Here is a 13639-nt window from a genome sequence, read left to right as displayed (position 1 = left end):
CGGCGTCATCACCCCGGTCCTCGCCCGCCGCGACGAGCACGGCAACGTCATCGTCCGCGCCGGACAGCGCCGCACCCTCGCCGCCCGCGAGGCCGGAGTGCCCACGATCCCGGTCTACGTCGTGGAGGGCGACGAGACGACCGCGGACCGGATCGTTCAGCAGATCATCGAGAATGACCAGCGCGCCGAGCTTTCGGTCGCGGACCGCACCGCCGCGTGGGCGCAGCTCGCGTTCGAGGGCGTGTCCGCTGCAGCGATCGCCAAGCGCACCGGCACCAAGACCGACGCGGTGAAGAAGGGGCTCGCGGTCGCGGAGTCCGCGACCGTCACGTCCGTTCTGCACGAGCACGAGCTGACCCTGGACCAGGCGGCGGTGCTGTTGGAGTTCGAGGACGACGCCGACGCCCGCGCGACCCTGATCGAGGTCGCCACCCACGACCCGGCGCAGTTCGAGCACACCGCGCAGACCCTCCGCGACGAGGCCGCGCACCAGGGGCTCCTCGCGGCGACCGCCGCCGAGTACACCGGCAACGGCTTCCAGATCCTCACCCGTTCCGACGCCTACGGCGACGCAGCGACGTGGACGCCGGTGCGGCAGCTGCGCGGCGAGGACGGGAAGAGCGTCACCCCCGAGCAGGTCGCGGCCGCTCCCGGCCGCGGAGTGCTCATCGACACCAGCTGGCGCGGTGAGGTCGAGGTCATGCTCCTGGTTCAGGACCCGACCGCCGCCGGATTCACCTACGCCTACGGAGCCCCCGAGCAGCCGCAGACCGAGGAGGAGGCCGAGGAGGAGCGGGCCGAGAAGTCCGCGGAGCGGAAGGTGCTCATCGCCAACAACAAGGCGTGGAAGGCGGCCGAGAAGGTGCGCCGCGAGTGGATCGCGACGTTCCTCGCTCGCAAGACCCTCCCCAAGGACGCGGATCGCGTCATCGCTCTCGGACTCACCGCTCACCGGTTCGCGGTGTCCTCCGGGATGACGGGCGGCAGCGACCTCGCGCACGCGCTGCTGCGCATCGAGCGGCCCTCCGGCTATCGCGCCGACGCCCTCGCAGCGCTGGTCGAGGCGAACCCCGCGAAGGCCCGCCTGGTCGCGCTGGCCGTCGTACTCGGAGGCCAGGAGGCGCACACGAGCAAGGAGTCCTGGCGCCGCGGCGACGAGCGCACTGCCGAGCACTTCCGCCAGCTCGCGGCCTGGGGATACGCGCTCTCCCCGGTCGAGCAGGTCGTCACCGGCGACAGCACCCCCGCCGACGCCGCAGGGCTCAGCTAGCCCACCCGGCGGGACCGGCTCGCGCCGGTCCCGCCCCTCCTCTTCTCCCACTGCTGCACAGGAAGGCCCGACCATGACCACCACGACCACCGCACCCCGCCCCGCCCACCGATTCGACCCGTACCAGGAGGACCCGACGCTGCGAGCAGCCGAGGTCGCCGTCGACGCCGCGGCCGCGACCGGCGACGCCGACGCGACCGCCGCCGCAGCGCGAGCGCTGATCGTCGCCGCGGCCGCCTACGGCTGGCCCACCGCGACCGCCCTCGTCTTCACATACGAGACGACCGGCCCCATCGCCCACGTCTGGGGACTGTGGAAAGTCCTCGACGCCGACCGGCAGGTGCTGCGCGAATGGGACGAGGAGCCCGGCGACATGACCGACGAGTCCGAGGAGGAACTGATCGCCCTTGACCTCATCAGCAACCGCCGCGCGACCCTCGACTACACCGACTTCGGAAAGCCCATCGGCTCCACGACCCTGATCCTCCACACGCTCACCCTCTGAGCGCGTGCGCGGGCCGACCCTAAGCGGGCCGGCCCGCACGAGGGGGAGAACCCCCTCGACCCCCCGTCGAGAGCCCGCGTCCTGCCTGTGCTCTCACCGGTGGCTAGGCTACGGACGCGAAAACCGCAGTGATGGCAGAGGGGCACCCTTCGTGACGACCGGACCGAAAGTGTCGATCGGAGCCGGAGTCGCTGGGCTCCTGGTCTTGTTCTTCGAGCTCTACGGCCAGGTCAGAAACGGCACCGAGACCTGTTACGCCTGGTATGGCGTTCTCTTTCCCGGCGTGGAAACGGAGACCCTGGCAGGCGCTTCATTGTGGCCGCTCGGCCTCAGGTGCACTTATGAGCGATTGGGCTCCGGTGACGTACTCGCCGTAATCAACCCGAGCTGGTTCCTCACAGCGCTGCTGATCGTGTCGTTGGGGCTGATCATCGGCGGCCTCGTCTATGCCATCCGCTCTCACACCGCTCCGGCCAGATCTGACGCGTAACGCCCCGGCCCCGACCGGGCCGGCCCACAGGGGAGGGAGAATCCCCTCGACCCCAGGGCCTCGAACCACAGCAGCACAGCCAGTGTCATGGCCGGATGCGACGATGGACGCGCTCGCACCCGTCGCGACCGCCGGTCGTCGCGCCTCATCAGACAGGACACCCACGATGAAGCTCTACCCCGACGTGATCAGCACCCTCCGCGCCCAGGAAATCGACCCTGACGAATGGGCGCGCGAGCACGGCTCGCCCTCCGCCGCGGAGTGGGCCGGCGACGAATGCGGCTGCGCCGACGACCGCTGCATCGGCCACCACCACGACGAGCACGAGGACTGCGGCTGCTTCCCCGCGATGCTCGAGCAGCACTTCGCCCAGGAAGACGCTCGCGGCCACCGGACCCTCAAATGGCGCACCACTCCCGTCAGCGTCGTCGTCTCAGCAGAATCCGACCTGGAGGACTTCGGGCTCCTCGCCCTCGCCGATCAAGACCAGATCGACCTCTTCGCCAGCACCGACGTCGACACGGCGGCGATGACGCAAGAACACACCACCGCCGAAGAGACAGCCCGGATCGCAGCGTTCGCCGCCGAAATGTCCACCGCCGGCTCCCTGAGCACCGAGCAGTACGAGCAGCTCGGAGAGATCCACCACGCGGTCCTCAACCGCGCCAAGGACGCAGGCGACCCCCGGTACGACCTGTACCGCGCGACGGAACGGCTCTCCCGCGCCATCACCGAGGTTTGGGACCGCGACGTCGCCGCGTACCAAGACGCCTACCTCACCGTCGTCCGCGACACCCTCACCACCCGAGGACTCACGACCGGCATCAAGATCGTGGACTTCGCTGACCGCGACACCGGAATCTACGACGAAGACCTCGCGCACGACCTGCGCAACGTCGCCCTGCGCACCACGCCCCTGCCCGTCATCGGAGCCCCCAGGGAGGAGCGCAAGATGACGGTCGACGCGCTACGCGCCGCCGGCCTCAGCTACATCGAGCGCGCCCGCACCGTAGTGTCCGGCGAGGCTGCGACCGAGTAGCGATCAGCGGCGAGGGCGCGGCTTGTACTTCTTCCCCGCCCGGATGTTCCGATTCTCGATCACTCCGACGATGGCCAGACCGATCGCCACCGCGACGAGCAGGAACCAGCCGAGCACGTTGAACCACTCACCGGTGAACGCCGCGTAAGTCTGCTCACCGGCGATCGCGAAGAGCATGAACGACAGCCCGAACCACACCATGCCGTTGCTGATCAGCGCAGCACGCGCGAGCTTGGTCCGAGGCTTCGACATGCGCCCACCCTCCCACCGGACCCTGGACGTGTCCACGGGGCCGAGGCGGTTCTAGGGTGAGCGCATGAGCACCCCGACGCCCCGCGAGCTGCTGGCCGTTCACGTAGCCGCCGAGCCCTCCGGGATCACCGCGACCTTCACCCTGGGCGATCCGCTCGAGCTGCCACAGTCGGTGGGATGGTTCACCTACGGCATCGAGCTCACCGGCGCCGACGGCGCCACGGTGAAGCACTTCGGCGTCCGCCTCTCCGACGAGGAGACGAAGGCGTTCGTCTTCGAGTTCGAGAACGCCACCCAAACCAACTACGACGCCACCCACGTCACCGACCGCGGCGCCTCCCTCGTCGCCCGGTTCCCGGACTCCTCACTCGGCGTCGACACGATCCGCTCCGTCACGGGTTTCGCCACCATCGAGGGGGAGGACGTCGCCGCCGGTGTCCCCGTCCAGCTGCTCCGCTAGCGGGGTCGAAAAGGTAGACTGACCCCGGATGGAACAGCCATGCCTGCCGGCCCTCGTGCCGGCTTTCGCGCTTCCTAGGCCAGTTGCGATCGAACGCCTAAGCTGAGTCCGAATCGGAAGAACTCTGCCCGCGCCTGTCGCGTAAACTGAACCCGCCTTCCAGTTCTCTGCCCGCCGGCCCTCGTGCCGGCTTTTTTCATGCCCGGATTGAGCAGACCCCGCTCTCCTGGCCCCCTCCTTCCTTGCACCCCTCTTGGCGGTGCAGGGATCGTCGCGCCCCCAGCGCGACCACAACAGAGCGCGCCCGCGCGCTCGCACCCAGTGGAGGTCCTTGTGATTGACCTGAACCTGCTGCTCGGGTGGCTGAAGAAGGACAAGCCCGCCGCCGCGGCGCTCATCCGTGCCGGAGTCTTCGTGATCCTGGTCGTGACCGTGCTCTGCGCGGTCCTGATCTACATCACGCTCCTCGGCCCGAGCGATGCGCCCGCAGACCGGCTGACCTCCATCCTTCACGGCCCGGCGAAGTAGTCGCCGGCCCAGCCGCTAGCCCGAAAAAGCACAGACCTGCTGGGTGCAGGAGAGCTCTGTCCGCCATCGTCCCGTATGAGGTACCTCTTGCGGGCGTACTGCCCACAGACAGTTGCCGCGCGGCTTGGATCGACTATCCGAACAGCGGGTCGACTGTCCATACCAGAGGAATGATGTTCGCGGCTCCTCCGGCCACGACAGCAGAACCGAGAATGAGCACGTCCCGCCATGCGATCGCAGGGCCCGACGTCGCCGCTCTCTTCACGGAGTCGAGGAGGGCGTCAGCGCCGCGCAGCTCCTGAATCAGCTCGATGGGAAAAAACTCAGACACTGCAGCGGGGTCAACCGGATCGTTGGCCTCCAGATCGATCCGGCGCGCCTCCTTCTGCGCGCCTACGGCGAGTCGTATCAGCCCCCAGACGCTCGCCCCTACGGCGTACACGTTGAGTGCGATGAGCCAGCCGGTCATGACGGACGGCTCGCATTCGACAGGTCGCTGACTTGCTGAGGGAGCGGGTCGAGTAGGTGCGGTCCGTTGTTGCGGACGCTGTTCACGTCGCGGGACACCTCGTAGTGCTCGAGGTCGTGCGCGACCGCGAACGACTCCCGGTCAAGGAGCTGCATCGGCGCGTCGACGTCGAGGTGCCCGCCGAGCCAGTCGTCGTAACCGTCCGGCGTGATGCACGCCGGCATCCGGTCGTGAACCTCACCCGGCGCCACATGCGAGTCGCGGGTGATGATCGCCGTCGACAGCCGCCACTTCTCCGGATCGTCCTCCGCATTCGACGGGTCCGGCCAGGCCGAGACAATGCCCGCCATCGCGAGGGCCGCGTCGGGCTCGTAGATGAAGTGCGGCTGCTTCCCCGTCTCGGTGACCGTCCACTCGTAGTAGCCGGCCGCCGGGATCAGCACCCGCGACGTCGCGAACGCCTTCCGGAACATGGGCGAGCTCGCGACCGTCTCGATCCGCGCGTTGATCGGCTGCGGCCGCTGCTTCTTGAAGTCCTTCGCCCACACCGGCACGAACCCCCAATGCACGGTCGGTGCCGACCGCTCTCCGTCGCGCTCACGCACGACGGTCACCGGCGACGTCGGCGCCACGTTGTAGTTCGGGCGCAGACCCCCGAAGTTGGCCGAGACGAGATCCGGCAGCAGGGCCGCCGTGGAGTCCTTGACGACGAACCGACCGCACATGCGCTCAGCCTACGAAGAGGAGGGCGACGCCGTGGGGGTGACGCCGCGGCGGTCCTCCGAGAAGGTGACGCCGGCGCGCTGCTCCACTTCGCGAATCACGGCCGACGTCTCGACGTCGCCTCGAGCCCACAGCGTGAGAACGGACATGGCCTCGCCCACCATGTTCTCTATCCCGCGTCGAGGCTGCTGCACCATCGCGAAGATCGCCATGAGCACATCAAGGATCGGTTGTTCGTCTGGAGTCAGTCGCACGGTGAGCTCGTTGAGAGCGTTCGAGAACCTCGCCTGCGCGGCACCGGGAGCGCCGGGATCCGCGGCGGCTGCTGCCCGTGACCCGCTTGCCTGTCGGTATTCGACAAGCGCGGAAAGGGCAGCCATGAGCCACTGTCGGCGCTCCGCTGCGGTCCGCTCGCGCGTCGATCGACGCCTGTCCAGCTCGTCGCGGATCCACGGCACCACCACTGAGGCCACAAGGGAGGTCACGGCGCCGATGATGACGCCGGTCAGACCGATCGTTGCGCTGTTCACACCTCGACCGTAGCGACGTCTTCGAGAGCGTCGTGCAGTTCCTAGCTGTCGCCGCGTCGCGCCTCACGGCGCATGAGGACCACGAATCCGACGATGACGAAGAGGACGACGAACGCCACGGAGATGATCGGCCAGTAGGTCACGAAGAACCAGATGATGGCTAAGGGCACCAGGATGATCACGCTGGGATCAGGCATCCGGCGCTCCGTTGCGCTCCGTCGGCCGAAGGGTCGGGTCGAGTGGATGCTGCCCGTTCTTGCGGGAACTGCTTGTATCGCGGGACACCTCGTAGGGGAGCGCGACGCGTGTGCTCTCCATTCGAAGGCCGGTGCCGGTGCCTGGCGATGCCTGCCGTTCGCGGCGCTGCGGCGTCACTGTCCCGTACTGGAGGGCGAGACGCGGGCAGCTGCGAGGTTTCGGACGCCAGGATCACCGACGCCCAAGATCAGAATGCTCTCGATACTGCCGATCGTTTCGGGATCCGTGATCTGCAGTTCCTGGTCGGCATCCGCTGTCAGTGACCCGACCTCGCTTCCGACGTCCGAAGGGAACCTCAGCTCGCCGTCGTTGTCCTCGAGCGGAGCGCTCGTGAAAAGGACCCGCGGTTCCACTGCTCCGGTCAGGCTCAGTCCGCTGAGGGACAGCCACACCGTCCCGTCCTCTCGCTCCTCGATCAGCAGATCGCCGGTCGCATCGTCGGATACGCTCTCGAATGACGTGCGGATTGGCAGCTGCTCCAGAAGCGACTGGGCGGCGGGAGAGTCCGTCGCGTCAGAACCGTCCGTGGGAGTGCTCGTAGGAAGGCTGGGAGCGGCGGACGTCGCCGAGGGGCTGGCGACGGCGGTTCCATCGAGGGGTGCCGTGCACCCAGCCAGGGCCAGAACGAGCCCGGTCGCAGCGGCCACGGCCGAGAGTCGACCGATCGCGTTCGTGTCTGTCATGGTTTGTGCTGCTCCGTCCGTCGAACTGTCGCTCAGCCTACGCAGGGCGCGATTCTCAGCACCCTGCCGAGGGGTCGCTTCGGGACCAGTGGTGTAAACGCCTCCCCGATCGGATCGTCGTTCGAGCAACGACCGGGCGTCAGTCGCGCTCCGCCTCTGCCCCTCCTGGCATCGTGAGCCAGAGGATGAGGGTGAAGAGGAGGCCGAGGATGCCGCTGACGAGCAGCGCAGCGACGGCGAAGGCGGAAGCGCCGAACGAGCCCTGAGCATCGTTGCTCATATCCACGGGCATGAACCAGTAGATGACGGCTCCGCCGACGAACAGCAGGCTGACGACGAGGGCGCCGATGCAGGTGTCTCGCCGCACCTTTTCTTCGGACCCGTCGCCTGAGAGATTGACGAGCCAGAGGATCCCGATCACGGCGGGAGCGCCGGCGAGGAACGCTAGAAACACGGGTTCTCCTAGTTGGTAACGGGTCGCGACGGTATTTGCACTCGGGGCAGGCGCTGCATGAGGTGGTCGACGGTACGACGGGTGTCTATGCGCGCAGATCCCGTTCGAAGGCGAGGCGGAGCCGGCGCTCGTATTCGTCCTGCTCCATCGGCACCACCGCGGCGAGCAACTCCTCCAGTCGCTCCTGGTCCGCGCCTGCCACGGAGACCACGGCGTTGTCGATGAGTCGGGCGAGCATCGGGGAGCCGTCCACCTCGAGCACCCAGACGCCGTCGTCCCGACGGTCGCAGGTGTTCCCCGCTGTCCCCGCCAGCTCGGGATTCGTGTACAGGCTGCAGACCTGGCTCTCGAGCGAGAACTCCGGGTTGAAGCGGCTCGTGAGGATCGTGATGTCGCCCGGGTCGGAAAGGTAGTCGGTGTCCTGTCGCGCGAGAAGATCCTCCGACGCCCGGATGGAGGACTCGTACTGCCCGATGACGACGGCCGTCGTCGTGAGCCGATCGGACTCGAACGGCACGACGGACGAATCGAGCCGCGCTTCGTACTCCGCCTCCTGTGAAGCGCGCGCGGCAGCGGACCGCCCGAGCACCGTCTGCACCACGGGCGATGCCACTGTCGCGAGGAGGGCTACGGTCGCCACGGCTCCAACGATTCGGGCGCGACCCGGATGGACGACGAGCGACCCGAATGCCGCCACGGCGCCGAGCAGCAGCGGAAGGGTGGCGAGGAGGGGAGCCGGGAGCGGCGGGGCATCGGTCACGAGCGGTGTGACCACGGCGGCGAGTGTCGCAAGAGTCAGCAGCGCACCGAGCACGAGATTTGCGCCGGCATGCAGGCGACCCGTGACGGCCCGAGACACGATCAGCAGGAGCGCAGTGGCGATGAGCGGCAGGAGGACGAACGCGGCCAGACCGGCGTATCCGGCGTACAGCAACGGCACGGCGAGGAGCGATCCGGCGAAGGCGACGGCGCCGACTGCGATACCCGCCAAGCCTGCGTGCGCGATCGCCGAGGCAGGATCGGGCGCAGTTGCCATCGGGCCCCCTCCCTGCCGTTGCCCCGAGTGTAGAGAGTGACCGGTTTTCCTGCCCAGCGCGCAGGACCCGCCTTGCTCGGCTGCGCGAGCACGCAGCGTATGCCAGTGAAGCGCATAGTCACGGGAGCGGGGTGCGCCATCGCTAAACCCTGCTCTTCCGCATCGCCACCTCGGGTCGACTCCTCAGGCCGTCCCGTTAGAGGATCGGTCAGCGGGCCGGTGAGCCGGCGGATGCTGCTCTCGGCCGCGCTGTGCGCCTCGGCCGAGAGCCGGGCGACATCGGCGGCCCCCGCCGGTTTATCGCGTGCGGCGTCAGCGAAGTCCCCACTTCTCAACCGCACCGCCACAGTAGAGCCACCCGCGCACTGCCCGAGCGTCAGTCGAGCTGGACGCTACTGCGCAGTTCGCTGCCGCTCCACGTCTCGAGCACCCACCGATCAGGTGCGGGCGGAGCGCCCGCTGCTTTCTGTGCTGCTTCTTGGGCCCGCTCCGCGGACTCGTAGACGCCGATGACGTCCGATGTCTCGGCCCAGAAGGCGCTCCGCAGAAGTAGGTAGTGCTCGCCGTCGATGTTGACCCTCACACCTCGGATCGTCGTCGCTCGAAGAACCGCGTGGTTGGTCTGGCATGAAGTAATAGCTTCGTGGCGCGCGTCTCAGCGGTGCAGCGCTACTTCACAGTGGACGGTCTCAGGATCCCGGCGTGGTGCTGAGTGTCGCGACCGGGTCCTGCGGTGAGGGATCTGTGAGGTGGACCGCCCACGCTTCGCCCTGGCTCTCGGACCAGAAAAGGTACATGTCGCATCGGGGGAGCCCGGGAGCATCGAGGATCACCCTCGCGTTGGCGGGAACGACGTCCGAGTAGACCGTGGGGCGGGCGTCGGCTTGGGCGGCCGGCGCGCACTCAGAGATCAGCTCGGTCACTGAGTCTTGGTTCGACGCGGGAAAGTGCGTCATGAGCTCGGCCCGCGGGTCGTTGGCGGCGAGGTCCTGCACCAGCGTTGCGGCGTACTCGGTGTTGAGACCCTCTCGCGGGTAGTACGGGTCATCCGAGGTGCTGACGAAGGCGACGACGGCCGCCGTCGTTCCCAGAACGACCACTGCCGGTGCGCCCACGATGAGTATTCGAGTGAGCTTGGTCACCATCCGCTGATCCTGCCGTTCAGCTCGCCTCGCAGCAAACTCCCCGTAGGAGAGGCACGGACCGGTTACCCGATGGGCGTCCTGGGGCGCGATCCGTCGTGGGCCGTTGTTCCCCTGTTTCCTTAGGCTCTGCTTGTGACTTCGCGCGCTCTGCTGTTTCGTGATGCGTTTCCGTGGGAGCTGTTCCCGTGGTTCTCTCTCCTACTGCTGCTCGCTGTCGTCGCGATCCCGGCGATCCGACTTCGCGATCGTGACCGGCGCCGTGACGCGCAGCTCGTCCTCAACGCCCGACGCGGTTCGGTGACCATTTCGGTGGTCATGGGCGTGATCGGCGCTTGCGTGTCGACTGGCCTCGCCGTGCTGATCATGGCGATGGGGATTCTCGAGGGGTGGGGATTCTTCCTCCTCGCGGCAGGAGCCCTCGTTCAGCCGGCCGTCGCTGTACGGCTCGTCCGAACACCCCTTCAGCCGGAGCCTCCTTCATCGCGGACGAGCGGCGGTGAGGACCGGCCATGAGCCGCCAGGTCAACGCGAAGGCGTCCGACACGATCGCGTCGCTCCTCGCCTTCACCGGTGTCATCGGCGCCATCGTCACCGTCGTCCTCGCCGGGCTCGGCACGGTGACGAACTGGCTGATCTTCGTCAACTGCGCGGGCAACTACCGCAGCACGTTCCTCGAGGTGCACGACCCGCCCATCGACTGCCTCGCCGGGCCGGCGTGGCCGCTCGCCTGCTGGTTCGCACTCGTCGGAGTGGGCGCGCTCTTGACCTTCTGCACCTTCATCATCGGCGCCTACCGGCCTCGTTGGGCCGTCCCGGTCGGTGCCCTGCTCGCAGCAGTCACTGTGATGGGCGCCGTACTGACCGTGCCGACCGGCGCTTCATAGTTCGTCCCGGCGGGGGATGGCTGAGCGAGTCGCCGTGATCGGGCGCATCAGTCGGCAGAGACGGGTCCTGTCCGACCGGTCCGGACGACGAGGAGCGCTGCTCCAGCAGCGAAAGTGAGCGCACTGCCCAGGAAACCTGCAGTGGCGGGCATGTTCGGGTGCCGGACAATCTGCGGGCCGACCTCGTCTCCGTCGACGTCGTAGGTGCAATCCACCCCGAGGGGCAAGATCGTCACCGATCCGGTGATACGGGTCGTTTCGTGGAACGGTCCGCCTGTTCGCGGGTACGGGCCGCTCTCGCACTGAACGGCTGGAGGCTCACGTCCATCAATGATCCACCCGGCACCGAGCGAGACCAGACCGCCGACGAGGGCCATCAGCATGACGGCGCCGCCGGCTGCGCTCCGAAGTGCTGACCTCATGCGCTCAGCCTACGAAACAAGCCACGCCTCCCCGTGTTGTGCGGCTAGGTACCCGTATGGGGATGGGCTGGCGGTACGGGGTCGGGCGTCAGGAGTGGCGGGCGGTGAGGGAGTAGCCGGCGAGACCGAAGAACACGGTCCCGGAGATGCGCTCGGTGGTGCGGACACGGGTGCGGGGGAGCAGTCGGGCGATCGCTCCTCCGCCGAGGGCCCAGAGCGTGTCGGGTACGGCGGCGAGGATGACGAACAGCAGGCCGAGGACGGTCATCTGCATCCACGTCGGGCCGGCCTCCGGTCGGACGAACTGGGGGAGGAAGGAGAGGAAGAAGACGGCGGTCTTGGGGTTGAGGACGCCGATGACGAGTCCGCGCCGGAACGCCGAGGAGGCGGGGGCCGCTCCGCCAGCCCCGCCGAGCTCTCCGAGCAGACGCAGGTCTCGTGATCGCCAGGCGTGGATGCCGAGCCAGACGAGGTAACAGGCGCCCGCGATCTTCACCGCGGTGAACGCCGCAGCGCTCGCGGCGAGAATCGCGGAGATCCCGGCAGCGGCGGCCACGACGTGAGCTACGTACCCGAGTTCGACGCCGCCGACCGCGCTCATGGCTACGCGACGTCCGCTGCTGAGGGTCGTCGTGAGGATGAACGCGACGGATGGTCCCGGCGCGAGCACCAGTGGGACGCAGGCGATGACGAACAAGAGGATCACGCTGAACTGCATTCGAGCTCCCGCCGGTTGATCAACCGCAGCACTGCTCTCGGTCGTGAGAGGACGCTAGCAGCGACGACCACCGCGTCGCGGAGCCGTCCGAGAGCGTCCCGCAAGTGATGGGTCAGCGAACGCTTAGATCATCGCCCGGTTCGACATCCGCCAGTCGGAAGGGGCCCTCGTGAAGTGGGCCGCGACTCCACATGGCGACGGTGGCCCAGCCGAGGTCGGCATGCGCGACGGTTCCCTCGGAAATGGTGCGGGTGAACAGTGCGTAATCGATGCCGTCGAGAGGGAGGGCAGTGACGTCCCAGCCGTTCCGGTCGCGGGCCAACTCTTCCGCTCGTGCCTCTGCCTGCTCCATTGCTGCAAGCCCCTCGTGGTTCTCCAGACCAGTGGGTAGCACCTCAAAGAGGAGGCAGCCAACGGCCATATTCGCCGTCGCGATCGGGTTCGTGACAGTCCCGTGGACCGAGCCGCGAGGTCCTAAGCGAGTGCCGGTGCGTCGCATCGTGCGGATCGAGAAGCGGCTCGCCGACGCTCCTCGGTCGATGGCGATAATCACCTCATCGAGCGGACCGTCGTTAGTGCGGCCCGCCCCCACGACGGACCAAGGCTCTCGGTCGGTGTCAGGAATCAGCGTCTGCATGCGCTCATCCAACTCTGCGACCGTCGAGCTGCCAAGTGATCGAGCGAAGCCGTCCCGTAAAGGGATGGTCAGCCGGTCACTTGTAACGGCGTTCTTTCCATAGCGCTTCGGTTCACTTCTCCCAGGTAAACAGAAGCTCCCCGCCGCTCTGGATCGCGGCCGTGATGAGGAGGGTGAGTCCCGTTGCAACGAACACGGCTGGCACGAGCCAGGTCCAGCCAAGCGCTCGAGATCCTGAGCGCAACAGCCAGCAGCCCTGGGCGACGCAGCCGAGAGCGGCGATGCCGACGCAGACGACACCTGACCATCGAGCGAAGGCGGTCATCTGCGTGCCGAACGCCGCGCCGCCCCAGACGATCACCATGGCAACGACGGCTAGACCGACCGAGGAGAGCCAGAGCACGAGCGCAGCGAACTCGAGCCAGTCACTCGGCGGCGGCTCCTGATCGGGGGGCTTTTGATCGAACTGTCCGCGATAGTGCTCGACCAGAGGGAGCAATTGCAAGACTTCCCGAGGAAGGTCGCGGCAGGGCAGAGCGAGGAAGTCGGGCAGATCGCGGTCGTGAAGGCCTGCCCCTGCCAGCAGGCGCGCGGCCCTGTCTCGTTCGAAGTCCGAGGTCTCGCCGTCTAGAGCGAGACCCCAGCGTCCTGCTTGGTCGGGGGCACTGAGCTCGCGGTACTTCGCGATCAGCGCCAGTCTGGCCATCGTGTCCGAGGGGGAGCGACGTACTTGCCCTCGCAAGAGATCGAGAGCGGCCGCTCGGCGACCCTCCTGCCACAGCAGGTCAGCGCGCTCGACCGTCGCCGCTTCGTCCATGCGCTCATCGTCGCATCTCGCTCTCGCTCGGCTAAACGAGATCCCGAGCCCACCGTCCCATATGGGGATGGTTCAGCGGGCTGCTGAGCCGGCGGGTGCTGCTCTCTGCCGCGCTGTGCGTCGCGGCCGAGAGCAGGGCGACACCGGCGGCCCCCCGCCGGTCTGTCGCGTGCGGCGTCAGCGAAGTCCCCACTTCTCGACCGCACCGCCACAGTAGAGCCCCCGGCGCGTTGCCCGAGCGTCAGTCGAGCTGGACGCTGCTGCGCAGCTCACCGCCGCTCCACGTCTCAAGAACCCACCGATCAGGTCGGGGCGGTGC

Annotated in this window: 21 protein-coding genes; 8 read left to right on the top strand and 13 right to left on the bottom strand. The window is 67.8% G+C overall.

Going from position 1 to position 13639, the window contains the following annotated elements:
• From C5C54_RS16930 to C5C54_RS16915, 4 genes are all read left to right on the top strand, one after another.
• Positions 1-1270: ParB N-terminal domain-containing protein (locus tag C5C54_RS16930; protein ID WP_104288844.1), on the top strand; the 1270-nt coding region annotated here is incomplete at its 5' end.
• Between the two features lie 73 nt (positions 1271-1343).
• Positions 1344-1775, top strand: coding sequence for a hypothetical protein (locus tag C5C54_RS16925; protein ID WP_104273954.1), 432 nt, complete (start codon positions 1344-1346; stop codon positions 1773-1775).
• Between the two features lie 151 nt (positions 1776-1926).
• Positions 1927-2265: a hypothetical protein gene (locus C5C54_RS16920; protein WP_146078890.1), complete on the top strand. Its 339-nt coding sequence runs from the start codon at positions 1927-1929 to the stop codon at positions 2263-2265.
• A gap of 166 nt (positions 2266-2431) precedes the next feature.
• On the top strand, positions 2432-3304 hold the full coding sequence (locus tag C5C54_RS16915; protein WP_104273462.1) for a hypothetical protein: 873 nt from the start codon (positions 2432-2434) through the stop codon (positions 3302-3304).
• A gap of 3 nt (positions 3305-3307) precedes the next feature.
• Here the strand turns inward: C5C54_RS16915 and C5C54_RS16910 are convergent, their stop codons facing one another.
• Positions 3308-3556: a hypothetical protein gene (locus C5C54_RS16910; protein WP_104273461.1), complete on the bottom strand. Its 249-nt coding sequence runs from the start codon at positions 3554-3556 to the stop codon at positions 3308-3310.
• 64 nt (positions 3557-3620) lie between these two features.
• Between C5C54_RS16910 and C5C54_RS16905 the strand changes: the two genes are divergently transcribed.
• Positions 3621-4016, top strand: a complete 396-nt coding sequence (locus tag C5C54_RS16905; RefSeq protein WP_104273460.1) for a hypothetical protein — start codon at positions 3621-3623, stop codon at positions 4014-4016.
• A 333-nt stretch (positions 4017-4349) separates the two neighbouring features.
• On the top strand, positions 4350-4544 hold the full coding sequence (locus C5C54_RS16900) for a hypothetical protein (RefSeq protein ID WP_104273459.1): 195 nt from the start codon (positions 4350-4352) through the stop codon (positions 4542-4544).
• Positions 4545-4677: 133 nt separating this feature from the next.
• Here C5C54_RS16900 and C5C54_RS16895 read toward each other — a convergent pair whose 3' ends face one another.
• The 9 genes from C5C54_RS16895 to C5C54_RS16855 all read right to left on the bottom strand — a co-directional run bounded on the left by C5C54_RS16895 (position 4678) and on the right by C5C54_RS16855 (position 9842).
• Complete coding sequence (locus tag C5C54_RS16895) at positions 4678-5013, bottom strand: hypothetical protein (protein WP_104273458.1); 336 nt, start codon at positions 5011-5013, stop codon at positions 4678-4680.
• Complete coding sequence (locus C5C54_RS16890) at positions 5010-5738, bottom strand: SOS response-associated peptidase (RefSeq protein ID WP_104288843.1); 729 nt, start codon at positions 5736-5738, stop codon at positions 5010-5012. The genes C5C54_RS16895 and C5C54_RS16890 overlap by 4 nt, the downstream gene beginning before the upstream one ends.
• Before the next feature lie 9 nt (positions 5739-5747).
• Positions 5748-6266, bottom strand: coding sequence for a hypothetical protein (locus tag C5C54_RS16885; protein ID WP_104273456.1), 519 nt, complete (start codon positions 6264-6266; stop codon positions 5748-5750).
• A gap of 41 nt (positions 6267-6307) precedes the next feature.
• Entirely contained in the window at positions 6308-6463 is a 156-nt protein-coding gene (locus C5C54_RS18100) for a hypothetical protein (protein ID WP_181069059.1), read from the bottom strand.
• Positions 6464-6637: 174 nt separating this feature from the next.
• Positions 6638-7207, bottom strand: a complete 570-nt coding sequence (locus C5C54_RS16880; RefSeq protein WP_104273455.1) for a hypothetical protein — start codon at positions 7205-7207, stop codon at positions 6638-6640.
• 139 nt (positions 7208-7346) lie between these two features.
• Positions 7347-7661 (bottom strand): hypothetical protein, encoded by a 315-nt coding sequence (locus tag C5C54_RS16875; RefSeq protein ID WP_104250073.1) that lies wholly within the window; start codon positions 7659-7661, stop codon positions 7347-7349.
• Positions 7662-7746: 85 nt separating this feature from the next.
• Positions 7747-8652, bottom strand: a complete 906-nt coding sequence (locus C5C54_RS16870) for a hypothetical protein (RefSeq protein ID WP_181127926.1) — start codon at positions 8650-8652, stop codon at positions 7747-7749.
• Positions 8653-9073: 421 nt separating this feature from the next.
• On the bottom strand, positions 9074-9280 hold the full coding sequence (locus C5C54_RS16860; protein ID WP_104248288.1) for a hypothetical protein: 207 nt from the start codon (positions 9278-9280) through the stop codon (positions 9074-9076).
• Positions 9281-9386: 106 nt separating this feature from the next.
• Positions 9387-9842, bottom strand: coding sequence for a hypothetical protein (locus C5C54_RS16855; RefSeq protein WP_104248287.1), 456 nt, complete (start codon positions 9840-9842; stop codon positions 9387-9389).
• A gap of 132 nt (positions 9843-9974) precedes the next feature.
• Here C5C54_RS16855 and C5C54_RS16850 point away from each other — a divergent pair, with 132 nt between their 5' ends.
• Both C5C54_RS16850 and C5C54_RS16845 read left to right on the top strand, forming a co-directional pair.
• Positions 9975-10355, top strand: a complete 381-nt coding sequence (locus tag C5C54_RS16850; protein ID WP_104288842.1) for a hypothetical protein — start codon at positions 9975-9977, stop codon at positions 10353-10355.
• Positions 10352-10726, top strand: a complete 375-nt coding sequence (locus C5C54_RS16845) for a hypothetical protein (RefSeq protein WP_104288841.1) — start codon at positions 10352-10354, stop codon at positions 10724-10726. The genes C5C54_RS16850 and C5C54_RS16845 overlap by 4 nt, the downstream gene beginning before the upstream one ends.
• Before the next feature lie 510 nt (positions 10727-11236).
• On the opposite strand, the gene C5C54_RS16840 is transcribed toward C5C54_RS16845, so the two are convergent.
• The 3 genes from C5C54_RS16840 to C5C54_RS16830 form a co-directional block, all read right to left on the bottom strand.
• Positions 11237-11854, bottom strand: a complete 618-nt coding sequence (locus C5C54_RS16840) for a LysE family translocator (protein WP_181127925.1) — start codon at positions 11852-11854, stop codon at positions 11237-11239.
• A gap of 124 nt (positions 11855-11978) precedes the next feature.
• Positions 11979-12503 carry a hypothetical protein gene (locus tag C5C54_RS16835; protein WP_104288840.1) on the bottom strand — a complete coding sequence of 175 codons (525 nt, stop codon included), beginning with the start codon at positions 12501-12503 and terminating at the stop codon, positions 11979-11981.
• A 112-nt stretch (positions 12504-12615) separates the two neighbouring features.
• Positions 12616-13320 (bottom strand): tetratricopeptide repeat-containing protein, encoded by a 705-nt coding sequence (locus C5C54_RS16830; RefSeq protein ID WP_104288839.1) that lies wholly within the window; start codon positions 13318-13320, stop codon positions 12616-12618.
• Positions 13321-13639 lie beyond the last annotated feature (319 nt).

The organism is Rathayibacter sp. AY1F2 (assembly GCF_002930885.1).
Classification (GTDB): domain Bacteria; phylum Actinomycetota; class Actinomycetes; order Actinomycetales; family Microbacteriaceae; genus Rathayibacter.
Note: the sequence above shows the minus strand (reverse complement) of the source record. Positions and strands in the feature narration are given on the sequence as shown.